Raw genomic sequence first — 22,907 nt, forward strand, 5'->3', positions numbered from 1 at the left:
CGTCACGCACGGGGCATTCGTCTTCGGACAGTCAGGCGCACGGAGGCCGGTCCGGCGGGTGGCCGGGCGCCGGTGGTGCGCGGGGCGGGCACGGTCCACCGCCTGTCGGCGGGAGGCACGGCGCGGCCGTCGGGTCTCGCTTCGGGGCGCGAAACTCAGGCGGGGGCCCTCAGAAGGCGCACATTCGACACATACAACGAGCACCGGGCGTCGTGATCGCCTCGGTCGCAAGGATGCGGCTGCTCGTCGTGGTCATGTCTGCAAGTAAAGCATGCGCAGTCGCGAACAAAAGGAGGCCGTCCGAATAGCGGACGCCGTTGAGATGCCATACGGACACTCCGGAGGCCACCGTTCCGCCCCGGTTCTCCGTGGAGGGCCCGCGCGGAAGGGCCCGGCCGACCGGCGGCCGGGAAGGGCGGACGGGTCAGACGCGGGCGCGGGGTGTGGCCAAGGCCACGGTCCGTGAACCGGCCGCCGGAGGGGGCCCGCGCATCAGGCCTTGTCGACCGTAATACCCTCGGGCGCATGCTTGACGCCCTGACGGTCGCGGTCTCCGTGGCCGCGCTCGCCCTCGCCGCCTGGTGCGGCTTCGCCGCCTTCCGCGACCAGCCGACGAAGGACTGGCACTTCATCGGCATGGCCGTGGTGACCTTCCTCGTCCTCGTCCAGCTGATCGTCGGCATCGTGCAGCTGGTGCGCGGCGAGAAGGCGGAGGAGGGCGCGACGATCTTCGTCGCGTATCTGCTGGGGGCGCTGTGCGCGGTGCCCATCGCCGGTTTCATGTCGCTCGCCGAGCGCAGCCGGTGGGGTACGGCGACGGTGGCGGCCGGCGCGGTCGTCCTGGCCGTACTCGAAGTGCGACTCCATGACATCTGGACGGTGGGCTGACCATGACGACGACGCGGGAGAAGGCGGCACCGGGGACGAGGACCCGCCTCGTCACGGGCCCGGGCATTCTGCTCGTCTGGCTGTACGGCGTGATGTCGGTCGGCGCGGTCTCCCGCTCGATCTACCAGATCGCCACGGAGTTCGACCGGGCGCCGCTCGCCTACGCGCTGTCCGCGGTGGCGGCCGTCGTCTACGCCTTCATCACCTACACGCTGGTACGCGGTGGGGAGACGGCCCGCAGGGCGGCGCTGGTGTGCTGCGCCGCCGAGCTCGCGGGCGTGCTGATCGTCGGGACCTGGACGCTGGTCGAGCCGTCCGCCTTCCCTGACGCGACGGTCTGGTCGGACTACGGCTACGGCTACCTCTTCATCCCGGTGCTGCTGCCGCTGACCGGGATCTGGTGGCTGCGCACGTCGCGGACGGCCGGCTGACTCAGGCGGCCTTCTCCAGGGTCACCAGGGTGAGCCTGGGGCCGAGCTCGCGGGTGGAGACCTGTGCGTACCCCTTGCTGCGGTAGAGGCGCAGATTTCCCTCACTGCGGTGGCCGGTGAAGAGCTGGAAGCGCTTGGCGGGCGGCGTCGCCACCTCTTCGGCGGTCTCCGCGAAGTGGCGCTCGATGCCGTCGAGGAGCCGGCCGCCGAGTCCGTGCCGCCTCATGCGGGGGTGCACGATGAGCTTGGCGATCCGTACCGTGCCGTCCTCGTCGAGGCGGGCCCGCACGGAGGCGACGACCTCTTCGCCGAGCCGGGCCACCAGGCCGTGGCCCTCGTCGAGTTCGGCGCGCAGGTCGGCGAGCGACTGGGTGAGCGGTTCGATGGACCAGTCCCCGTACAGCTCCGCCTCGCTCTGGTAGCAGAGGTACTGCAGCTTCAGGATGTGCTCCGCGTCCCGCGCGTCCGCCGCCGAGATGGTCACGCTCAGGCCCATGTGTGCACGCCTCCCGCTCATCTGGTCGATCATCGGTTTACCGCACCCTTCCCCGTCGGCCGGGGGCGGGAACCTCTGCAGCCAGCATTCTGCGCAGGCATCCCAGGCAACGGGAACGCATCGGCCCCAGACTGCCCTGTGAGATACCCAACTCTCCTGCGATTTCCCGGTAGGTGGGGTCCTCGGGGTCGAGCATCGCGGTCAGTACGCGGGGGCAGCGGCCGGGCGTCCGGGTGACGGCCGCGCGCAGCGTGCGCCGGCCCTCGGCCTCGAGGAGCGAGTGTTCCGGTGAGCCGCCGGGCCCGGAGCCGCCGGGGTCGTGGGCGGGCTCGTCGCGGTAGGGGCGTTCCCGGTCGCTGGTCCTGCGGGCGCGGCGGGCCTCGGCGCGGACGGCCCGGCGCAGCCATTCGGCGGGCCGCTCGGGGGCGGCGCCCGTCTCCTGGAGCTGTTCGAGGAGACGGAGCCAGACGGCCTGTTCGAGGTCGCCGGGTTCGACGCCGGCGGCCGGTGCCTCGGCGTCCGACTCGGCGGCGAGCAGCGGGGCGAGGGCGGCGAGGAGACCGGGGGCGGGGTCCGGGTCCGTCTCGGGAGCGGTCGCGCGGAAGGGCGGGGGCAGCGTCTCGGGGGTGGTCATGACCGGCACGATGCCGGGGCACGCGGGCGCGGTTGCGGCGCGGGACGTAAACCACCCGGGAGGAGGTCGTGGGCGCCCGGTCGTGGCCCTCGGTCGTGGGGCCTCGTGCTCGTCGCGCGCTTTCGTCGTGGGCCTCGTGCGGGCCCGGTCGTCGGGCCCGCACGTATACGGGATCAGTCGCGGGCGGTGTGGTCCGCCGCGCCCAGGAGCGCGGTGTCCGGGTTGTCGGAGAAGATGCCGTCGATCCCCGTCCCCAGGTACCGCTTGAGGGCGCCGAAGGAGTCCCCGTACGCCGCCGGGTCCGTGCCCCGGCGGAAGTCCACGGGCAGGAAGGCGTTCTCGTTGCGGTGGGTGTACGGGTGGAGGATCAGGCCCTGGGCGTGCGCGTCGCGGACCAGGGTGGTCGGGTCCCCGAGCCGGCCGCTCGCGTCCTTGGGGATCACCAGGTCGAGGGTGGGGCCGATGCCCTTCGCGTACGAGGCGATCCAGCGCAGGCCCTCGGGCGTGACCAGGTCGGCGACCGTGCGCGGGTCCCCCGCCTGGACGAAGTCCCAAGGGCGGCTGGTCGCGCCGGAGAGCAGGACGACGCCGGGCGAGTCCACGAGCTTCGCCAGCCGCTGGATGCTGCTGGGCTCGAAGGACTGGAGGAAGACCGGGGAGTTCGCGCGGTGGCGCCCGTACCGGCGCAGGAGCCTGGCGAGCCGCTCCTCCAGGCCGAGGCCGAGGGAACGGAAGTAGGTGGGGTGCTTGGTCTCGACGTGCAGCCAGATCTCGCGGCCCCTGCGGCGGCCCTCGTCCTCGGCCCAGCGCAGCACCTCCTCGAAGGTGGGCACCGTCCAGCGGCCGTCGTAGAGGGTGTTCTCCTGGCGGGTGCCGGGGATGCGCTCCTTGGCCCGCAGGGTCTTCAGCTCGGCGAGCGTGAAGTCCTCGGTGAACCAGCCGGTGTACGCGGTGCCGTCGACGGTCTTGGTCGTCTTCCGGGAGGCGAACTCGGGGTGGTCGGCGACGTCGGTGGTGCCGGTGATGTCGTTCTCGTGGCGGCAGACGAGGTGCCCGTCCTTCGTGGGGACGAGGTCCTGTTCGATGACGTGGGCGCCGAGGTCGAGGGCGTGCCGGTAGGAGCCGAGGGTGTGCTCGGGGCGGTAGCCGCTGGCACCGCGGTGGGCGATGACGGTGGGGACGGGGAGGGAGCGGTAGCCGCGGCCTCCGCCGTGCGTACGGCCCGCACCCGTGGCCCGCTCGTCGGCGGCCTGTGCGGCGCCGGTCCCGGCCGCGAGGGCCGTGGACGCGCCGAGGACGGTGGCGCCCGCCGCTCCGAGAACCGTGCGCCGTGCCGGGGTCCGGCGTTCGCCCTGGGTCATGAGGTGTCCTCCTGTGTCATGTCCCGCACCTGTCGACGGGTGCCCCCGACGCTAGGCACCAACCCCCTCCGCACGGCAGACCTCGGCCGAACATGGCGGAAACACACGTCAACACTGCGTATCCACTCGGTGAACCCGATGTGCGTACGGAGGTGACCCGCGAGTATCGTCGCCAGCTGCACCGTCAGCTCGACTGACCCGCGTCCCACCGGAGGAACCGTTGTCCCGTCTCGCGATCATCAAGGCAGTGCTCGGGCCGGTCATGCGCCTGATGTTCCGCCCCCGCGTGGAGGGCGTCGAGAACATTCCGGGGACCGGCCCCGTCATCCTCGCGGGGAACCACCTGACCTTCATCGACTCGATGATCATGCCGATCTGTCTGGACCGTCCGGTCTTCTTCATCGGCAAGGACGAGTACGTGACGGGGAAGGGCCTCAAGGGCCGGGCGATGGCCTGGTTCTTCACGAGCGTCGGCATGATCCCGGTGGACCGGGACGGCGGCCGCGGCGGTGTGGCGGCGCTCATGACCGGCCGCCGGGTCCTGGAGGAGGGCAAGGTCTTCTCGATCTACCCGGAGGGCACCCGCTCCCCCGACGGCCGGCTGTACCGGGGCCGTACGGGCATCGCGCGGCTCACCCTGATGACCGGGGCGCCGGTGGTGCCGTTCGCGATGATCGGCACCGACAAGATCCAGCCGGGCGGGGCGGGCTTCCCGCGTCCGGGCAAGGTGACGGTCCGCTTCGGCGAGGCCATGGAGTTCTCGCGGTACGACGGGATGGACCGCGACCGCTATGTGCTGCGGGCGGTGACGGACTCGGTGATGGCCGAGGTCATGCGGCTCTCGGGCCAGGAGTACGTGGACATGTACGCCACCAAGGCGAAGGCGGCGTAGGGCCTGTCCGACCCTGATCCGCCGGACAGGCCCTAGGTGTGCTGTCTGGGGAGGTTGGTGCCGCGGCTGGTGGGTGTTTGGCCGCCGATGCCGGTGTGGGGTCGAATGAGTGACCGCTCCAGCCGGCCCCACCACCAGCCCCGCAGGACACCGGCCGAGACCGAGACGGAAGTGGGTAGCGGCCGGCCCAGCGGGCCGCGGTGGTGTGGCTGACCTGGAAACGCTCCGCTGCCCGGCGCAGCGGCCAGCCGGCGTCGACGACGCAGCGGGCCAGGCAAAGACGCCCGGTCTCGGTCAGCGGGGCATTACGGTGGGGCACGAGGGCCTCCTCGGATCGGTGCAGATGTCGCAATCCACACCGAACCCGGAGGCCCTCACCCGTTCAAGAACCCAGCACGCGTGTCACCAACGTTCCCGGACAGCACACCTAGGCCGTGTATCGAAAGTGGATCTTGGGCTGTGAATGATCACGGTTCATGGGTCGAGGAGATCTCACGGACGAGCAGTGGGCGGTGCTGGAGCCGCTGCTGCCGAAGGGCACGAAGGCGGGGCGACCGCCTGTCTGGCCCCGGCGGCGGCTGATCGACGGCATACGGTTCCGGATCCGGACCGGAGTTCCCTGGCGGGACGTGCCCGTCGAGTACGGGCCGTGGAGCCGGGTCTACAACCTGTTCCGCCGGTGGCAGCGCAACGGCACCTGGCACCGGATCCTCACCCCGCTGCAGTCCCTGGCCGACGCGAAGGGCGCGATCACATGGGACCTGAACGTCGACTCCACGGTCTGCCGCGCCCACCAGCACGCGGCCGGAGCCCGCAAGCGGGGCGACCTGCAGAAGGAACCACCGGGTGGCGTCTCCACCGAGCCCCGTGATCACGGACTGGGACGTTCGCGCGGCGGGTTCACCACCAAGCTGCACCTGGCCGTCGAGCAGGGCCAAAAGCCCATGGCGATCTTGATCACGGCAGGACGGCGCGGGGACTCACTGCAGTTCGAACCCGTGCTGGCAAAGGTCCGCGTGCCCCGCATCGGGCCGGGCCGGCCACGTGTCCGCCCCAACCGGGTGCGGGCTGTCAAGGCGTACGCCTCCCGAAGAAACCGTGCCTACCTGCGCCGCCGCGGGATCCGCTGCACCATCCCGGACAAGGCCGACCAGGCGCGCAACCGCCGAAAGCTCGGCTCTCACGGCGGCCGACCCCCGCACTTCGACCCGGCCGACTACCGCCAGCGCCACGCGGTCGAGTGCGGGATCAACCGCCTCAAGAGACACCGCGCCGTCGCCACCCAGTACGACAAGCTCGCCGTCCGCTACGAGGCGACCGTGCTGATCGCGGCTCTCAACGAATGGCTCTGATCGGAGGAGACCTTCCCGTCGTCGTTCACCAGTCCCGGCCGGAGGTCAGCTCCTCCGCATCCGCGTCCGTGAACCCGTACGCCGACGCGACAAAGCAAAACTCGTCACAGATCCGCTCCCGCGCCACCGTCTCGATCCCGCTTCCGGCCGCCACGAACTCCCTGTCCAGCAGGTTGAACTCCTCCGTCGCAGCCTGGGTGAGTGCGTACAGACTCTCCAGATCCAACGGCTGCTCGGCCTCTACGCGTTCGCACAGCCGCAGCAGAATCGCCTTCCCCTGATCGACCACACGATCAGGGAAGTACGAGTCGTCGTACATCTGCCGCAGGAACGCGTGTCCCGCTACCTGCTGGTTTGTGATCGGCATGATGCTTCCCTACCTCCGCGAAAAGCTGACGCGCCGATCATGCACAGCACCACTGACAACGACGCCCCCCATCGACGCCAGACCCCACGCGACCAGGACTTTCACAAGTCCTAGAAAAACGTCATGTCCCAGTCGCCCAAGATCAGGGCCCGCACGGCTTCCTCGAACCCGTGCGCGACCCGCTGAACTCCTGCGTCACCACCGAGGACGATGTCACCGTTCTCTGCGAGGAGAACCATTTCCTCGGTCTCGAAGGCGATGCCCACCGGCAGGGCGGACATGCCGAGACGCTTCTCGAAGTACCGCACGTTCGGCGCAAACGCCTCAGCGGCCTCCTCGACCGAGACCGTCAGCGACGTCTCGTCCCCGGTGACATGCGACGGCCAGAAGACCGTCGTCTCGCCGTACGTCCCGAGGAACTCCACGAGCTCGTCGGTGACATCGAAACCCGCCTCCTCATAGGCCAGACGGGCCGCCTCGACGTCCACAGGGCTGCACGCGACGCGCGAGGCACCGGCGAACACCCTGCCGAAGGACTCCTCCCTCGCCCTGCTGTGCTCGTCACTCATCCGGTGTCCACCTTTCTGACCATGCCCGGCACCCACGTCTCGCAGTTCTTGCACAGGGTGAATCCCCTGCCCTTTTGATTGCCGGTCACGATATCGAGGCTACTCAGATGGTCCCCCATCGTTCAGGGCCTTCGGGCACATGCGAGGCTCGCCGCACATGCCCGCCGGCCAGCCGTTGGCATACAGGACGGATGGGGCAGGACGTCCAGCAACCGGCGCCGAGGCCAGACGGGTACTTGCCCTGCCCTGGCCCCCTTCGGGAACAGCGGCTCCAGTGCCACCCACTGCTCGTCCGTGAGATCTCCCCGACTCATGAATCGTGATCATCCACAGCCCAAGATCCACTTTCGATACACGGCCTAGTCCCCCAGGTCATGACCGGGCCCCGTACAGCCGTGCTGTACGGGGCCCGGTCGTGTGCGCGGCGCGTCAGTGCTCGGCGCCGCCCTCCAGCTTCTGGCCCCTGAGCAGGAACCAGGCCGCGACCGCCGTCGCGAGGAGGACCGCCGCGCCGACGCCCGCCGCGATCCGCAGACCGTCGACGAAGGCCTCCTGCGCGGCCGACACCAGGGCCGTCGCCGTGTCCGGGGCGAGGCCGCCGGAGGCCTCGACCGCGCCGCCGAGCGACTCGTGGGACGCGGACGCGATGTCGGAGGGGACACCCGCCGGAGTGGCGAAGCCCCGGTAGACACCCGTCACGATCGAGCCGAGTACGGCGATGCCGAGCGCGGCGCCCAGCTCGTACGCGGTCTCGGAGACCGCCGAGGCCGATCCGGCCTGCTCCTTGGGGACGCTGGAGAGGATCACGTCGGCGGTGACGGTGAAGGCGAAGCCGGCGCCCACACCGACGACGAGCAGGGCGGCGCCCAGCAGCGGGTATCCGGTGTTCTGGTCGAGCGTCGTCAGGACGGCGAGGGAGAGGCCGACCGCCGCGAGACCGCCGGCCACCACGGACCGTACGGAGAAGCGGCGGGCCACGACGCCCGCGATCAGACCGGCCGTGACCGCGCCGACGGCTGCGGGCAGCTCGGCGAGTCCGGCTTCGAGCGGCTGACGGCCCTGGACCAGCTGGAAGAACTGGGACAGGAAGAACACCAGGCCGGAGAGGCCGAGGATGGTCAGCAGGTCGGCGAGGACGGCGCCCGAGAAGCCGCGGTGGCGGAACAGACGCATGTCCAGAACGGGCGTGGGCAGGGTCAGCTGCCTGCGGACGAACCAGGTCAGGGCGGCGGCGCCGGCGAGCGCGGCGAGGCCGGCGTCGAGGGAGGGGCCGTGGGAGGCCAGTTCCTTGATCGCGTAGACGACGCCGATCATGCCGACGAGGGAGAGCGCGACGCTGGGCAGGTCCCAGGGGCCGGGGTTCGGGTTCTTCGACTCGGGGATCAGCTTGATGCCCACGAGGACCAGGACGGCCATGACGGGCAGGTTGATGAGGAAGACCGAGCCCCACCAGAAGTGCTCCAGGAGGAACCCGCCGACGACCGGCCCGACGGCGGCGCCGGCCGAGGCCATGGCGCCCCAGATGCCGATGGCGAGGCTGCGCTCGCGCGGGTCGTGGAAGAGGTTGCGGATGAGCGCCAGGGTGGACGGCATCAGGGTCGCGCCGGCGATTCCGAGCAGCGCGCGGGCCACGATCATCATCTCGGGGCTGGTCGCGTAGGCGTTCAGGACGGAGACGGCGCCGAAGGCGGTGGCGCCGATCAGCAGCAGCTTCTTCCGGCCGATGCGGTCGCCCAGGCTGCCCATGGAGACCAGGAGTCCGGCGATGACGAAGGAGTAGACGTCACCGATCCAGAGGAGCTGGCTGCCGGAGGGCTTCAGGTCCTCGGAGAGGAAGGGGGTGGCGAGGCCGAGCACCGTGGCGTCGACCGCCACGAGGAGGACGGCCAGGACGAGGACGGAGAGGGCGAGCCACCGGCCGGGGCGGCGCACGCCCTCGGTATGGCCGGGGTTCCTGACGGTACTGGTGGTCACTTCTCCACGCTCCTGCGCGCTCCGCCGAGCAGCAGCTCGGCGATCATGTACTGGAAGTCCTTGGCGGCGACCCGGCCGTCCTGCACGGCCCAGGCGCCGGAACCGACGAGCCCGTAGAAGGCCTCGGTGAGCCAGGCGGGGGTCAGATCGATCCGGAAGACGCCGTTCTCCTGTCCGCGCCGGAAGAGCGCGGAGACCCGGGCGTCGAGGCGGGCCCAGCCCTCGTTGAGCTGGTCGCCCTCGAAGAGCTGGTTCTCGGTGACGAGGAACGACAGCAGGGGTGCGACGTGCTCCACCTCGGCGACGAGCCGGCGAACGGCCTCGTCCTCGGGGCCCTCGTCGAGCCCGGCGCTGTCGATGGCCGCCTCCATCTCCTGGAGCCCGAGCTCTTCGAGCGCCCGCACCAGGGCGTCCCGCCCGGCGAAGTGCCGGTGCAGGGTGGCGCGGCCGATGCCGGCGGCCCGTGCGACCTCGTCCATGGTGGCGGTCGCCTTGCGGGAGAGCAGGGCGGCGGCGGCGCGGAGCACCTGGGTGCGATCGACTGACATGAGACAACCCTACACCGAATGAGACATCAATGTCTCACTCGGGAGCCGAAAAGGGCGCCGCCGCCCTCCCTGAACGGAGGGCGGCGGCGCCGCGAGGGTCGTACGGCCTACTTCTTGGCCTCGGCCCAGGCGTGCTGGATGACCAGGTCGGCCTTGACCTCGATGAGCTGGGTGGCGACCGCCGAGGGGGCGGTGCCGCCGCGGCCGTCGCGGGAGGCGAGGGCGCCCGGGACGTTGAGGACCGTGCGGACCTCGGGGGTGAGGTGCTCGGAGATCTTGGCGAACTGCTCGTCCGTCAGTTCGTCCAGCTCCTTGCCCTCCGACTCGGCGACCTTCACGCACTCGCCGGCCACCTCGTGCGCCACCCGGAACGGCACGCCCTGCTTGACCAGCCACTCCGCGATGTCGGTCGCGAGCGAGAAGCCGGCCGGGGCCAGCTCCTCCATGCGCTCCCGGTTGACGGTGAGCGTGGCCATCATGCCGGTGAAGGCCGGCAGCAGGACCTCCAGCTGGTCACAGGAGTCGAAGACGGGCTCCTTGTCCTCCTGGAGGTCCCGGTTGTAGGCGAGGGGAAGCGCCTTCAGGGTGGCGAGGAGGCCGGAGAGGTTGCCGATGAGGCGGCCGGACTTGCCACGGGCCAGCTCGGCGATGTCCGGGTTCTTCTTCTGCGGCATGATCGACGAGCCGGTGGAGAAGGCGTCGTGGAGGGTCACGAAGGAGAACTCCTTCGTGTTCCAGATGATGATCTCCTCCGCGATCCGGGAGAGGTTGATCCCGATCATCGCGGTGATGAAGGCGAACTCGGCGACGAAGTCACGGGAGGCCGTGCCGTCGATGGAGTTGCCGACCGAGCCGCGCTCGAAGCCCAGGTCCCTGGCGACCTCCTCCGGGTCGAGCCCGAGCGAGGACCCGGCGAGGGCGCCGGAGCCGTACGGGGAGACCGCCGTCCGGGTGTCCCACTGCCGCAGCCGCTCGGCGTCCCGGGAGAGGGACTGGGCGTGGGCCAGGACGTGGTGGGCGAAGAGCACGGGCTGGGCGTGCTGGAGGTGCGTACGGCCGGGCATGGCGACGTCCGGGTGCGCCTCGGCGAGGCCGACCAGGGCGTCCTGGAGGTCGGCGACGAGGCCGCCGATGATCCGGGCGTGGTCGCGCAGGTACATCCGGAAGAGGGTGGCGACCTGGTCGTTGCGGGACCGGCCGGCGCGCAGCTTGCCGCCGAGGTCCGGGCCGAGGCGCTCCAGGAGGCCGCGCTCCAGGGCGGTGTGGACGTCCTCGTCGGCGATGGTGCCGACGAAGGAGCCGTCGGCGACGTCGGCCTCCAGGAGGTCGAGGCCGGCGAGCATGCGGGTCAGCTCGTCCTCGGTGAGCAGCCCGGCCTTGTGCAGCACGCGCGCGTGGGCCCGGGAGCCGGCGATGTCGTAGGGCGCGAGCCGCCAGTCGAAGTGGACCGACGCGGACAGCTTCGCCAGGGCCTCGGCGGGACCGTCCGCGAACCGTCCGCCCCAGAGCCGGACATCACCGTTGTTGCTGCTCACTGCTGTGCTCCTCAGGAGGTAGATGTACCGAATGGCGGCCGTGGAACGACTACCGCGTGCGCGAGGTCACGCTCGGCGGCGATCGCCCTGGCCGTCGTCCACGGCGTCGGCGACCTCGGCACCCGCCTCCTCGGCGATCCAGCCGATGGCGACGGTGGTGCCCGGTCCGTCGGAGTACGCGGTACGACACGCTCGACCACGGGGCGATGGGCATAAGTATGCAGTGCTCCGTATGTTTCGTCAATCTGTTCGCGCGGTCGCAGCGTGACGCGGGACACAGGCGGTGCCGGCGCACAGGGGCGCTGTGCCCGGCGCCGCCCCGGCAATCCGGCTGACGTTGAACACCGAATTGTCAGAAAATCAATTGTCTAAGGCCGCATCATCACCCGCGAATTCTCCACAGTCCCGCTTTAAACAGCGGGATATCACACCGCGCGGACCGACTCCGGAGCCCGACCCATTCCATTGCAAAAGAATCGTGCGCAAATGGCTGGAGAAGTCTAGGCTGGAATCACAAGGAACTCGCACTCCCCTCTCCAAGGCAGTTGAAGGCCAGGACAGTTGAAGAGGCAAGAGTGGGCTCCGCATTTACTGCCGACGCACCACCCGCGTGCGGAGAAGAGGTGAGACGACATGCGTGCCTATGAGCGTCCGACGCTGACTATGGTCGGCTCTTTCCGCAAGACCGGCCTGGGTACCGACAGGGGACCCGAAAAGCTCCTTGTCCTCAGGTTTAGCTTCTGAGGAACATTCCCGGGTGGCGGTGAGGGTCCGGCGTGATCCCGCCGCCTCCCGTCCGGTCTCCAGGAAGGGCTACTCATGGCCGGTATTCCTGCCCCCGGCGAGGTTCCGGGCTGGCTCGTCGCCCTCCCCGACTCCCCCGCCGCGGACCGGATGAGCGCCGCCCTGCGCGACCGGACGGCGGTGAGGGCGCTTCAGGAGGTCAGTCACCCGTCGGGGCGCCCCTGGCTGCTCGGCCGCTGGTCTCCCGGCACCATGGCCGTCGGTGAGACGGGCCGGGCAAAGATCGCGGTGGTCGGTGAACACGCGGTCACCGTCGACAGGCTGGCCGGAGCAGCGGGCCGCCTGAAGACGGTCGCCGACCTCGACGGGCTTGCCGAGTCCCTGGTCGGAAGTTCGCACCTGGTCGCTTCGGTCGCCGGGTGCGTTCGCGTCCAGGGCAGCGTCACCGGCCTCCGGCGCGTGTTCCACGCCAGGATCGGCGGTGCCGTGCTGGCCGCCGACCGAGCGGACGTGCTGGCCGATCTGCTCGACGCGGAGGTCGACGAGCAGCGGTTGGCGGTCCGGCTGTTGAATTCGTTCTCGCTGTACCCGCTCGCGGGCGACCCGGTGTGGCGGGAAGTGAGCGCTGTGCCGACCGGCCACTACCTCCTGCTCGAAGGCGAAGGCCGGAGTCGGACCGTCCCGTGGTGGACCCCTCCCGAGCCGGTGGTGCCCATGGCCGAGGGGGCACCGGCGCTGCGCGAGGCGTTGTCCGCCGCGGTCGACGCCCGGGTGCGCGGCCGGTCCGTCGTGAGCTGCGACCTCGGTGGTCTCGACTCGACCTCGGTGTGCTCTCTCGCGGCCCGCGGCAGCGCCGAGGTCATCGCCTACACGGCCGACGGCCGGGACCCCATGGGCGACGACGTGATCTGGGCCCGCCGCACGGTCGACGGCCTGGAGGGCGTCGAACACCACGTCATCGCCGGTGACCGATATCCGATGGTGTACGAAGGCCTGGCGGACGTGGACACCCTCTTCGACGAGCCGTGCCCCGCCGCCGCCTTTCTCAGCCGGTGGCTGGCCATCCCACGGCTGGCCGCCGAGCGCGGCTCGGCGCTGCACCTGACCGGCTTCGGCGGGGACGAGTTGCTCGCCGGATCGCCGGCGCACCTGCATGACCTGATGCGTACACACCCCAAGCTCGCGTTGCAGCGCGTGCGTGGTTTCGCCGCCCAGCGCCCGTGGCCGTACCGCGCAACGCTGCGGCAGCTGTGGGACAACCGCCCCTACCGGGCCTGGCTCGCCGGGGCCGGCGACCAGCTCACCGACGCGCCGCCCCCGATGGAGAGCCCCTCACTCGACTGGGGAGCACCACCGCGGCTGCCACCGTGGGCGACTGAGGATGCCGTCGAGGCGGTGCGAGGTCTGATCCGCACCGCGGCCCGTGCCACCGAGCCCCTGGCTCGAAGTCGTGGACAGCACGTCGAGCTGGCGGGCATGGCGGCCATTTCCCGCACGGTCAGACAGCTGGGCGAGGTGGCCGGCCGATTCGGGCTCGCGATCTCCGCGCCGTACTACGACGACCGGGTGATCGAAGCGGGCCTCGCGGTACGGCCACAGGACAGGATCACCCCTTGGCGGTTCAAGCCGCTCATCGTCGAAGCGATGCGCGGCATCGTTCCTGAGGAGAGCCTGACCCGCCACACCAAGGACGAGGGGTCCCATGAGGTCGAGGTGGGGCTGCGGGAGCACCGTGCCGAGTTGCTGGCGCTGTGCGAGGACTCCCGGCTGGGCCGGTTGGGCCTGATCGACGCGCACGCGTTCCGCGAGGTGTGCAGCCGGCCACTGCCCCCGACCCTGCCCTTTGACGGGTTGTACCAGACAGCCGCGTGCGAGATGTGGCTCCGCGCGCGGGAAACCGCCACCGTTCCTGGCTGAGGGAGATGGCTCATGACGTTCAAGTTGCGTGACGGCGTCCACACGGCCGAGACCGACTACGGGATCGCGCTCCTCGACGAGGACCACGACCGGTACTGGACCCTCAATCCCACCGCCGCCGTCGTCCTGCGGACGCTGTTGGACGGCGGCACCCCGTCCGATGCCGTTCGCACGCTCACCGAAGAATTCGACGTGGACGCCGACAGCGCGGACCAGGACGTCCGGGAACTGGTGGGTGAGCTGTGCGCGTCCGGTCTGGCCGAACAGAACGGCGAACGGCCCCCGATGCGGCAACGCCTGCGCCGGCGGCCGCCGGAGAGGAACGCCCCGTGAGCACGTCGGAAGCCATTGCCCACGACCCGCGCTCGGTGCCGCTGCGGCGCCGGATCCTCGTCCGGCTCGTCGTGGGCGCCGCGCGGCTCCTGGCCACGCAGCGCCCCCGGCGCATCCGGACCGTGTTGTGCCGGCTCCGCCGGGGAGCCCGTCCGGCCACCGTCGACGAGGCTCGGGCGGCCCGGGACACGGTGGTCTCGGTGAGCCTGGCGTGCGGCGGACGGGAGGGGTGCCTCCCCCGGTCCCTCGCGACGGCCCTGCTGTGCCGGGTGCACGGCCAGTGGCCCACTTGGTGCGTGGGCGCGCGGCGGCTGCCGCCCTTCGGGGCGCACGCGTGGGTGGAGGCGGAGGGGGTACCGGTGGGCGAGGAGTACCCGCCTGACTACTTCCGCACCCTGCTGACCGTGCCGTCAGCCCGTAACCCCTGAGCCGCGAGCAGTGAGCCGTGAAGCCGCACGCGACACCTGAGCCCCGCCGGGCCGGGCCCCGGGACGTCCTTCGCCTGCTCGACGGGCACCGGCGATGGGTGAGCCTCGCCGTGCTGCTGACGCTGGGCGCGTCCGCGCTCGGCCTGGCCCAGCCCCTGCTGGTGAAAGAAGTGATCGAGGCGACCTCGTCCGGAAGCCCGATCGGGTTCCTCGTCGTGCTGCTCGTGACCTTGTTCCTGGCCCAGGCACTGGTCCAGGGCTTCGCCCAGTACGTCCTGACCCGTACGGGCGAAGGCATCGTCCTGGGCGTCCGGCTCGGTCTCGTCGAGCATGTGCTGCGGCTGCCCATGGCCGTGTACGACCGCCACCGCATCGGAGATCTGATCTCTCGCACCAGCAACGACAGCACCGCGCTGCGGCTGCTGATCGCCCAGGGTTTCACGGACGCGGTGACCGGCGCCATCGGGCTGGCCGGCGTCATCGCCCTGATGATCTGGCTCGACTGGACGCTCTTCCTCATCGTGGCCGCCGTGATCACCTTCGGCGCACTGGCCGTCGCCTCGGTACTGCGGGGCATCGAAACGGCGTCGTTCCGCGCTCAGGAGGCGACCGGCGCCATGACGGCGGAGCTGGAACGGGCGCTCGGCGCCATTCGTACCGTCCGGGCAAGCCGGGCCGAACGGCGGGAGGCCGACCGCATCGCGGCGCGGGCCACGCAGGCGTACACGGCGGGCGTGCGGATGGGTCGGCTCGACGCGGTGGTGGCGCCGGCCATCGGCCTCGCGCTCAACGGCTCGTTCCTGGTGGTCCTGCTCATCGGTGGCGTACGGGTCGCCGGGCGGGAGGGCTCCGTCGCCGATCTGGCGGCGTTCCTGCTCTACATGCTGTATCTGGTCGGGCCCGTCGGCGCCCTCTTCCAGGCCATGAGCACCATGGAGCAGGGCATGGGTGCGCTGCGCAGGATCAACGAGGTCCTCGGCCTGCCCGGCGAGGAGGACACCACCCGCCCGGTGCGCAGGCCGCCCGGACCCGTCGGCGACGGAACGCCCGTCCTCGAGTTCGACGACGTGTGGTTCGGGTACGACGCGCGTCGGCCGGTGCTTCGCGATCTTTCGTTCCGGGTGCCGCCGCACGGCCACATCGCGCTGATCGGCAGCTCGGGCGCCGGCAAGTCCACGGTCTTCGCGCTCATCGAACGCTTCTACGACCCGGATCGTGGGCGGGTGCTCCTCGACGGCCAGGACATACGGGCCGTGAACCGGGCGGAGCACCGGGGGCGCATCGGTCTCGTGGAGCAGCACTCCCCGGTCCTGTACGGAACGCTGCGCGAGAACCTGCTGTACGCGGCGCCCGACGCGGACCCGGACGAGCTGGCGCGGGTGATCGAGCTGGCGCACCTGACCGCCCTGGTGGCCAGGCTGCCCCACGGTCTGGACACGGAGGCCGGCGAGCACGGCGCGGCGCTGTCGGGCGGGGAGCGCCAGCGGATCGCGCTGGCACGCGCGCTGCTCACGCGGCCCCGACTGCTGCTGCTCGACGAGCCGACAGCCCATCTGGACGCGGTGAGCGAGGAGGCGTTGCGCCGTTCGATCCGGCGTGTGTCACGTGAGTGCGCCCTGCTGGTCATCGCGCACCGGTACTCCACCATCCGGGCGGCAGACGTCATCGTCGTCCTGGAGGGCGGACGGGTCGTCGCCACCGGTACGCACGACGAACTCCTGGGCACGAACGACCATTACCGCTTCCTGTCCCGCGCGCAACGGGTGGGCCGATGATCCACCGCACGGGACAGGCAGACGAACGCGTCGAAGGCCGGATACGGGACTTCATCGAGCAGCAGCCCGTCTTCTTCAGCCCCGTACCGCGCGCCCCTCCCCGCGGAAGAGCCCCCTGCCGCGCGCGAGCACATCGCCGTCGGAACGCGGGGCGGTCCGACGGCGATCACGCGCTTCTGAGGTCGCGCCCTACTGCTGCGCCAGCTTCAGCAGGTGGTCGGCGAGCGCCTGACCGCCCACCGGATCGCGGCTGATGAGCAGCAGGGTGTCGTCACCCGCGATCGTGCCGAGGATGGCGTGGAGTTCGGCCTGGTCGATGGCCGACGCGAGGAACTGGGCGGCGCCCGGCGGGGTCCGCAGGACCACCAGGTTCGCGGACGCCTCGGCGGAGATCAGCAGTTCGCCGGAGAGGCGCCGCATGCGCTCCTCCTTGGCGGACTCGCCGAGCGGGGCCTGCGGCGTGCGGAAACCGCCCTCGCTGGGCACCGCGTAGATCAGCTCGCCGCCGGTGTTGCGGATCTTCACCGCGCCCAGCTCGTCGAGGTCGCGGGAGAGCGTCGCCTGCGTGACGCTCAGCCCGTCGTCGCTGAGGAGCTTGGCGAGCTGGCTCTGCGAGCGCACCGGCTGCCGGTTGAGGATGTCGACGATCCTGCGGTGGCGTGCGGTACGGGTCTGCGGAACGGACGGCCCGCCGTGCTCATTTTCCTGCGCGTCGGTCATCGTCGTCTCATTCTCCGGTTCGTCCTTGCCCGTTCGCCACGTCGAGGACCCCGGGCAGGGCCTGGAGGAAGGCGTCCGCCTCGGCGTCGGTGAGGACCAGCGGAGGCATGATCCGTACGACATCGGGGGCGGGCGCGTTCACCAGGAGGCCGGCGTCCTGAGCCGCCTGCTGCACCTGGGGTGCGAGGGACTCCGTGAGCACGATACCCAGCAAGAGGCCCGCACCACGGACGTGGGAGACCAGCGGGTGCCCGAGACCTTCGATTCCCTGCCGCAGCCGCTCCCCGACCGCCTTCACGTGGTCGAGGGCCGCGTCGGCGCCGAGGGTGTCGAGAACGGCGATGCCCGCGGCGCAGGCGACCGGGTTGCCGCCGAAGGTGGTGCCGTGGTGACCGGGCGCGAAGAGGTCGGCCGCGGGACCGAAGGCGACGGTCGCGCCGAGCGGGAGTCCGCCGCCGAGGCCCTTGGCCAGGGTGACGACGTCAGGCTCGACGCCCTCGTGGGCCTGGTGCTCGAACCAGTGGCCGCAGCGGCCGATACCGGTCTGCACCTCGTCGAGGACGAGGAGGGTGCCGGTGGCACGGGTGATCTCGCGGGCGGCCTTCAGGTAGCCGGGGGGCGGGACGACGACGCCGTTCTCGCCCTGGATCGGCTCGATGATCACAAGCGCGGTGTCCTCGGTGACCGCGGCGCGCAGGGCTTCCGCGTCGCCGTACGGGACGTGGGTGACGTCGCCGGGCAGCGGCAGGAAGGGGGTCTGCTTGCCGGGCTGGCCGGTGAGCGCGAGGGAGCCCATGGTCCGGCCGTGGAAGCCGCCGTCGGTGGCGACCATGTGGGACCGGCCGGTGAGCCGGCCGAGCTTGAACGCGGCCTCGTTGGCCTCGGCGCCCGAATTGCAGAAGAAGACCTTGCCGGGCCGGCCGAAGAGGGCGAGGAGCTTCTCGGCGAGGGCGACGGGCGGCTCGGCGACGAAGAGGTTGGACACGTGGCCGAGGCTCTGGATCTGCCGGGTGACGGCCTCGACGACCGCCGGGTGGGCGTGGCCGAGGGCGTTGACGGCGATGCCGCCGACGAAGTCCAGGTACGTGTTGCCGTCGGCGTCCCAGACCTTGGCACCCTCACCGCGGACGAGGGGCAGCCGGGGGGTGCCGTAGTTGTTCATGAGCGAGCCCTGCCACCGCTGGGTCAGCTGCTCGTTGCCGGGCTCCGTGGTGCCGCTCATCAGTCCCCCTGTCCGTCCGGCACGACCATCGTGCCGATGCCCTCGTCGGTGAAGATCTCCAGCAGGATGGAGTGCTGGACCCGGCCGTCGATCACGCGGGCCGTGGTGACCCCGTTCCGTACGGCGTGCAGGCAGCCCTCCATCTTGGGGACCATGCCGCTGGAGAGCTCGGGCAGCAGCTTCTCCAGCTGGCTCGCGGTGAGCCGGCTGATGACCTCGTCGCTGTTCGGCCAGTCCTCATAGAGGCCTTCGACGTCGGTCAGGACCATCAGCGTCTCGGCGCCCAGCGCCGCAGCGAGTGCCGCAGCCGCCGTATCAGCATTGACGTTGTAGACATGTCCGTCGTCCTGGGAGCGGGCGATCGAGGAGATGACCGGGATCCGGCCGTCGTCCAGGAGCGCCTGGATGGCGCCGGTGTCGATGGAGGTGATCTCACCGACCCGGCCGATGTCGATCTGTTCGCCGCCGATGACCGGCCGGTGCTTGGTGGCGGTGATGGTGTGGGCGTCCTCGCCGGTGAGGCCGACGGCGAGCGGGCCGTGCTGGTTGAGGAGCCCGACGAGCTCGCGCTGGACCTGGCCGGCGAGGACCATCCGTACGACGTCCATGGCGTCCTCGGTGGTGACCCGCAGGCCCGCCTTGAACTCGCTGACGATGCCGTGCCGGTCGAGGGCGGCGCTGATCTGGGGGCCGCCGCCGTGCACGACGACCGGCTTGAGGCCGGCCTGGCGCAGGAAGACGACGTCCTGGGCGAAGGCGGCCTTCAGGTCCTCGTCGATCATGGCGTTGCCGCCGAACTTGATGACGACGGTCTTGCCGTTGTGGCGGGTCAGCCAGGGCAGGGCCTCGATGAGGATCTGGGCCTTGGGGAGCGCGGTGTGCTTCCGGGTCGTGCTCTCGGGGTTCTGGGGGTCGCTCATGACGAGTACGCGCTGTTCTCGTGGACGTAGTCGGCGGTGAGGTCGTTCGCCCAGATGACGGCGGACTCGGTGCCGGCGGCGAGGTCGGCGGTGATGGTGACCTCCCGGTAGCGCATGTCGACGAGGTCCCGGTCCTCTCCGACGGAGCCGTTCCTGCAGACCCAGACGCCGTTGATGGCGACGTTGAGCTCGTCGGGCTCGAAGGCCGCCGCCGTCGTGCCGATGGCGGAGAGCACCCGGCCCCAGTTGGGGTCCTCGCCGTGGATGGCGCACTTGAGGAGGTTGTTACGGGCGATGGACCGGCCCACCTCGACCGCGTCGTCCTCGGTGGCCGCGTTGACCACCTCGATGCGGATGTCCTTGCTGGCGCCCTCGGCGTCGCCGATCAGCTGCCGGGCGAGGTCGTCGCAGACGGCCCGTACGGCCTCGGTGAACGCGTCCCGCGCCGGGGTGACGCCGGAGGCGCCGGAGGCGAGGAGGAGCACGGTGTCGTTGGTGGACATGCAGCCGTCGGAGTCGACCCGGTCGAAGGTGACGCGGGTGGCACCCCGGAGGGCGTCGTCGAGACCCTTGGCGTCGACGTCCGCGTCGGTGGTGAGGACGACGAGCATGGTGGCGAGCCCGGGGGCGAGCATGCCGGCGCCCTTCGCCATGCCGCCGACCGTCCAGCCGTCCTGGGAGACGACCGCCGTCTTGTGGACGGTGTCGGTGGTCTTGATGGCGATGGCGGCCTTCTCGCCACCGTGCTCGGAGAGTTCGGCCGCGGCCTTCTCGACGCCGGGGAGGAGCTTGTCCATGGGGAGCAGGACGCCGATGAGGCCGGTGGAGGCGACGGCGACCTCGCCGGCGCCGACGTCCGTGCCCTGCGCGCTCAGGACCTCGGCGACCTTCTCGGCGGTGGCGTGGGTGTCCTGGAAGCCCTTCGGGCCGGTGCAGGCGTTGGCTCCGCCGGAGTTGAGGACCACGGCGGTCAGTTCGCCGTCGGCGAGGACCTGCTGGGACCAGACGACGGGGGCGGCCTTGACGCGGTTGGAGGTGAAGACTCCCGCGGCGGCGCGGCGGGGCCCGGTGTTGACCACGAGGGCCAGGTCCGGGTTGCCGTTCTGCTTGATCCCGGCGGCGATGCCCGCTGCCGTGAATCCCTTCGCTGCGGTCACGCTCACGGCGCAACTCCAATCGTGGAAAGACCCGTGTCCTCGGGGAGACCGAGGGCGATGTTCATGCTCTGCACCGCGCCGCCGGCGGTGCCCTTGGTGAGATTGTCGATGGCGCTGATCGCGATGATCCGGTTCGCCGCCGCGTCGTAGGTGACCTGTACCTGAACGGCGTTGGAACCGTAGACGGACGCCGTCGCCGGCCACTGCCCCTCGGGAAGCAGGTGGACGAACGGCTCGTCCGCGAAGGCCTTCTCGTAGGCGGCCCGTACGGTCTCGGCGGTGACGCCGGGCTTCGCGGCGGCCGTGCAGGTGGCGAGGATGCCACGGGGCATCGGCGCCAGGGTCGGCGTGAAGGAGACGGTGACCCGCTCCCCCGCCGGTCCGCTGAGGTTCTGGATCATCTCGGGGGTGTGCCGGTGGCCGCCGCCGACGCCGTACGGAGACATGCTGCCCATGACCTCGCTGCCGAGGAGGTGCGGCTTGGCCGCCTTCCCGGCGCCGGAGGTGCCGGAGGCGGCGACGATCACGGCCTCGGGCTCGGCGAGACCGTTCTCGTACGCCGGGAAGAGGGCGAGCGAGACGGCGGTGGGGTAGCAGCCGGGCACCGCGACGCGCTTGGAACCCGCCAGCGCGGCGCGGGCGCCCGGGAGTTCGGGGAGCCCGTAGGGCCAGGTCCCGGCGTGCGGGGAGCCGTAGTACGTCTCCCAGTCCGCGGGCTCCTTCAGCCGGAAGTCGGCCCCCATGTCGACGACGAGGGCGTCGGGGCCGAGCTGCTCGGCGACGGCGGCGGACTGTCCGTGCGGCAGGGCGAGGAAGACCACATCGTGCCCGGCGAGCTCGTCGGCGGTGGTGGGCACGAGGACGCGGTCGGCGAGCGGCAGCAGATGGGGCTGGAGCGCCCCGAGCCGCTGGCCGGCGTTGGAGTGGCCGGTCAGGGCACCGATCTCCACGTGGGGGTGAGTGAGGAGAAGACGCAGGAGCTCTCCGCCCGCGTATCCGCTCGCACCCGCCACTGCTACTCGTACCGTCATCGAAACCCTCCTCATGGATGGCATGACTATACGTCGCTCCGCAGTTTTATGCAACGACGTACGGAGGGGGCCCGCACCCCGGTTGTGACCGAGAATTTTTGTTGGCACATGGAGAGTGCTAGTTGGCACACCTTGGCCACGTAGCGCTGTGTAGCCAGAGCAGCTGTGCAGCCGGAGAGCCTTGCGCGAGGAAGTCGTACGCGGTGGTGCGCAACGGAGTCGTACACAACTGGGGACGATCGGCGGTACATCCCAGGCCACCGATACGTGAAACCGGACTCCCGGTCCGCCCCCGGCCACCACGGCTCCACTCCCGGCCGCCCACGGAGGCCGGCAGTGTCTTCAAGTTGCGCGCTGATCGGTGTCCGCGGCGTCGGCACGGCGCCGACCGACAGGGCCTGAAAATGGGCTGCGGCCGAATGAGACCAGGGCCCACACGTCACTGACCTGGCGACCGGAGGGCCAAATGCTAGTGGTCTGCGCCCTGAACGGGATCACTGCGACGTTCTGGGCGGCGAACAGGGCAGAGTCGCGATAGCCCATGCCGCCGGTCCCGCACAGATACGCGCGAGCGGATCTTCCCGGCTCGTGATGCGGACCGTACTGGCCCCGGCCACGCGCACCCCGAGCGCCACAACCGGCTCAAGGGCGATCTAGCTTGCAGCGTCCACCGGGGCAAGCGGCTCGTCCGCCAGCAGATCGAGATGACCACCGGCGACTGCATCTGGCACGTATTCAACACCGAGCGCCGTACGGTCTGGATCGACAGCAACCCATGACCAACGCCGTGGCCGATTGGAGCGCCCGGCCCGCCCGGCCCTCCTCGCTCGGAATCTAACCAAGATCACTGGCTCGGCGCCGAGACCGTAACCGGAACCACGCCGAGACTTGCCCGGAGCGCGAGCCAGCTATTACCCACGCCTCGGCGCCGCCGGACAGCTCTCACTATTAGCCGCGTCGCATGGGTGCCGCATTCAGGGAGCCGCTTTTCAGTAGGCGTGATTCTGCTACTGTCGAGACACCCCTCCAAGAATTCCGGTGGATTTCAGCTGGTCTACCGGGAGGAGGTGATTCGGTGTCCGGCAGGAACCCCGACGAGGGAACCAAGCCGGACCGGACCAAGCGGCAGTCAGCCGTCCAGATATGCATCCTGATCGCGCGCGCCAGCCAGGCCGCGTACTGGGTGTACAAGCTCTGGCAGCTGAACTAGCAGAAACGATGGGCCCGGCCGATGCCACGGCCGAGCCCATCCCAGGTCCGGAACCGGGGGCCCCACGATCTCGTGCAACAGAGGCGTGGGGCCCGACTCTTTTATGGACCGAGCGATCTGTCCGGCTTCCCGGAACTGGCGATCAGCTGCCAGCATACATCCCTCTCCTATTTGCGGAACCCGATGAATTCCGGATCCCGATTCCCGAATCGGGAAACTGTCGAATCTCGGGTCCCTCCAATTCTCGCGAATGTTGGCATTTCATTCTTTCGATTCACCCCTGCCGTATGTCTTCATTTCCTCATCCCGTGTGGTGTTTCGAGGGCATGGCCATCGGCTTCGGGGGGTGTCCCCGTTCGTTTCGGAGATGCGGCCGTCGACTTCGGGGGCGTCCCCGTTCGCT

Annotated in this window: 23 protein-coding genes and 1 pseudogene; 10 read left to right on the forward strand and 14 right to left on the reverse strand. The window is 70.4% G+C overall.

Features of this window, described 5'->3' with window-relative positions; genetic code table 11:
* Positions 1–525: 525 nt before the first annotated feature.
* Both ACFVYX_RS32700 and ACFVYX_RS32705 read left to right on the forward strand, forming a co-directional pair.
* A complete protein-coding gene (locus tag ACFVYX_RS32700; protein WP_389685101.1) occupies positions 526–888 on the forward strand; it encodes a hypothetical protein in 363 nt (120 codons plus the stop codon).
* 2 nt (positions 889–890) lie between these two features.
* The gene (locus ACFVYX_RS32705; protein WP_389685102.1) at positions 891–1,319 is read left to right on the forward strand and encodes a hypothetical protein; all 429 of its coding nucleotides are present in this window, start codon (positions 891–893) and stop codon (positions 1,317–1,319) included.
* 1 nt (position 1,320) lies between these two features.
* Here ACFVYX_RS32705 and ACFVYX_RS32710 read toward each other — a convergent pair whose 3' ends face one another.
* From ACFVYX_RS32710 to ACFVYX_RS32720, 3 genes are all read right to left on the reverse strand, one after another.
* Positions 1,321–1,815, reverse strand: a complete 495-nt coding sequence (locus tag ACFVYX_RS32710) for a GNAT family N-acetyltransferase (protein ID WP_389685127.1) — start codon at positions 1,813–1,815, stop codon at positions 1,321–1,323.
* Positions 1,816–1,852: 37 nt separating this feature from the next.
* Positions 1,853–2,449: a sigma-70 family RNA polymerase sigma factor gene (locus tag ACFVYX_RS32715; RefSeq protein WP_389685103.1), complete on the reverse strand. Its 597-nt coding sequence runs from the start codon at positions 2,447–2,449 to the stop codon at positions 1,853–1,855.
* A 173-nt stretch (positions 2,450–2,622) separates the two neighbouring features.
* Positions 2,623–3,810, reverse strand: a complete 1,188-nt coding sequence (locus ACFVYX_RS32720) for a glycerophosphodiester phosphodiesterase (protein ID WP_389685104.1) — start codon at positions 3,808–3,810, stop codon at positions 2,623–2,625.
* 220 nt (positions 3,811–4,030) lie between these two features.
* Here ACFVYX_RS32720 and ACFVYX_RS32725 point away from each other — a divergent pair, with 220 nt between their 5' ends.
* The gene (locus ACFVYX_RS32725) at positions 4,031–4,702 is read left to right on the forward strand and encodes a lysophospholipid acyltransferase family protein (protein WP_389685105.1); all 672 of its coding nucleotides are present in this window, start codon (positions 4,031–4,033) and stop codon (positions 4,700–4,702) included.
* A 175-nt stretch (positions 4,703–4,877) separates the two neighbouring features.
* On the opposite strand, the pseudogene ACFVYX_RS32730 reads toward ACFVYX_RS32725, so the two are convergent.
* Positions 4,878–5,021: pseudogene (locus ACFVYX_RS32730) on the reverse strand (helix-turn-helix domain-containing protein); the annotation flags it as partial.
* A gap of 157 nt (positions 5,022–5,178) precedes the next feature.
* Between ACFVYX_RS32730 and ACFVYX_RS32735 the strand changes: the two are divergent.
* Complete coding sequence (locus ACFVYX_RS32735) at positions 5,179–6,054, forward strand: IS5 family transposase (protein WP_389685106.1); 876 nt, start codon at positions 5,179–5,181, stop codon at positions 6,052–6,054.
* Positions 6,055–6,079: 25 nt separating this feature from the next.
* Here ACFVYX_RS32735 and ACFVYX_RS32740 read toward each other — a convergent pair whose 3' ends face one another.
* The 5 genes from ACFVYX_RS32740 to argH all read right to left on the reverse strand — a co-directional run bounded on the left by ACFVYX_RS32740 (position 6,080) and on the right by argH (position 11,047).
* Entirely contained in the window at positions 6,080–6,421 is a 342-nt protein-coding gene (locus ACFVYX_RS32740) for a DUF5713 family protein (protein ID WP_389685107.1), read from the reverse strand.
* Between the two features lie 110 nt (positions 6,422–6,531).
* Positions 6,532–6,990 carry an SUKH-3 domain-containing protein gene (locus ACFVYX_RS32745; RefSeq protein ID WP_389685108.1) on the reverse strand — a complete coding sequence of 153 codons (459 nt, stop codon included), beginning with the start codon at positions 6,988–6,990 and terminating at the stop codon, positions 6,532–6,534.
* 429 nt (positions 6,991–7,419) lie between these two features.
* Positions 7,420–8,964 (reverse strand): MFS transporter, encoded by a 1,545-nt coding sequence (locus ACFVYX_RS32750; RefSeq protein WP_389685109.1) that lies wholly within the window; start codon positions 8,962–8,964, stop codon positions 7,420–7,422.
* Positions 8,961–9,512, reverse strand: a complete 552-nt coding sequence (locus ACFVYX_RS32755; RefSeq protein WP_389685110.1) for a TetR/AcrR family transcriptional regulator — start codon at positions 9,510–9,512, stop codon at positions 8,961–8,963. Before ACFVYX_RS32755 ends, ACFVYX_RS32750 begins: the two co-directional genes overlap by 4 nt.
* A 107-nt stretch (positions 9,513–9,619) precedes the next feature.
* Positions 9,620–11,047: an argininosuccinate lyase gene (gene argH / locus ACFVYX_RS32760; protein ID WP_389685111.1), complete on the reverse strand. Its 1,428-nt coding sequence runs from the start codon at positions 11,045–11,047 to the stop codon at positions 9,620–9,622.
* Positions 11,048–11,680: 633 nt separating this feature from the next.
* Between argH and ACFVYX_RS32765 the strand changes: the two genes are divergently transcribed.
* From ACFVYX_RS32765 to ACFVYX_RS32785, 5 genes are all read left to right on the forward strand, one after another.
* Positions 11,681–11,791, forward strand: coding sequence for a keywimysin-related RiPP (locus ACFVYX_RS32765; protein ID WP_389685112.1), 111 nt, complete (start codon positions 11,681–11,683; stop codon positions 11,789–11,791).
* Positions 11,792–11,866: 75 nt separating this feature from the next.
* Entirely contained in the window at positions 11,867–13,708 is a 1,842-nt protein-coding gene (locus ACFVYX_RS32770) for a lasso peptide isopeptide bond-forming cyclase (protein WP_389685113.1), read from the forward strand.
* A gap of 12 nt (positions 13,709–13,720) precedes the next feature.
* Positions 13,721–14,041 carry a lasso peptide biosynthesis PqqD family chaperone gene (locus ACFVYX_RS32775; protein ID WP_389685114.1) on the forward strand — a complete coding sequence of 107 codons (321 nt, stop codon included), beginning with the start codon at positions 13,721–13,723 and terminating at the stop codon, positions 14,039–14,041.
* Entirely contained in the window at positions 14,038–14,469 is a 432-nt protein-coding gene (locus ACFVYX_RS32780) for a lasso peptide biosynthesis B2 protein (protein ID WP_389685115.1), read from the forward strand. The genes ACFVYX_RS32775 and ACFVYX_RS32780 overlap by 4 nt, the downstream gene beginning before the upstream one ends.
* A 98-nt stretch (positions 14,470–14,567) precedes the next feature.
* The gene (locus tag ACFVYX_RS32785) at positions 14,568–16,244 is read left to right on the forward strand and encodes an ABC transporter ATP-binding protein (protein ID WP_389685116.1); all 1,677 of its coding nucleotides are present in this window, start codon (positions 14,568–14,570) and stop codon (positions 16,242–16,244) included.
* Between the two features lie 189 nt (positions 16,245–16,433).
* Here the strand turns inward: ACFVYX_RS32785 and ACFVYX_RS32790 are convergent, their stop codons facing one another.
* From ACFVYX_RS32790 to argC, 5 genes are read right to left on the reverse strand one after another with little or no spacing between them, the layout of a single operon-like run.
* On the reverse strand, positions 16,434–16,964 hold the full coding sequence (locus ACFVYX_RS32790; protein ID WP_389685117.1) for an arginine repressor: 531 nt from the start codon (positions 16,962–16,964) through the stop codon (positions 16,434–16,436).
* A gap of 7 nt (positions 16,965–16,971) precedes the next feature.
* Complete coding sequence (locus ACFVYX_RS32795) at positions 16,972–18,186, reverse strand: acetylornithine transaminase (RefSeq protein ID WP_389685118.1); 1,215 nt, start codon at positions 18,184–18,186, stop codon at positions 16,972–16,974.
* Positions 18,186–19,106: an acetylglutamate kinase gene (argB, locus tag ACFVYX_RS32800; RefSeq protein WP_389685119.1), complete on the reverse strand. Its 921-nt coding sequence runs from the start codon at positions 19,104–19,106 to the stop codon at positions 18,186–18,188. Before argB ends, ACFVYX_RS32795 begins: the two co-directional genes overlap by 1 nt.
* Positions 19,103–20,269 (reverse strand): bifunctional glutamate N-acetyltransferase/amino-acid acetyltransferase ArgJ, encoded by a 1,167-nt coding sequence (gene argJ, locus ACFVYX_RS32805; protein ID WP_389685120.1) that lies wholly within the window; start codon positions 20,267–20,269, stop codon positions 19,103–19,105. The genes argB and argJ overlap by 4 nt, the downstream gene beginning before the upstream one ends.
* Positions 20,266–21,294 (reverse strand): N-acetyl-gamma-glutamyl-phosphate reductase, encoded by a 1,029-nt coding sequence (gene argC / locus ACFVYX_RS32810; RefSeq protein WP_389685121.1) that lies wholly within the window; start codon positions 21,292–21,294, stop codon positions 20,266–20,268. The genes argJ and argC overlap by 4 nt, the downstream gene beginning before the upstream one ends.
* Positions 21,295–22,369: 1,075 nt before the next feature.
* Between argC and ACFVYX_RS32815 the strand changes: the two genes are divergently transcribed.
* Positions 22,370–22,504, forward strand: a complete 135-nt coding sequence (locus ACFVYX_RS32815) for a hypothetical protein (RefSeq protein ID WP_281392946.1) — start codon at positions 22,370–22,372, stop codon at positions 22,502–22,504.
* The last annotated feature ends 403 nt before the right edge of the window (positions 22,505–22,907 follow it).

The sequence above is a fragment of the Streptomyces sp. NPDC058326 genome (assembly GCF_042879855.1).
GTDB lineage: Bacteria > Actinomycetota > Actinomycetes > Streptomycetales > Streptomycetaceae > Streptomyces.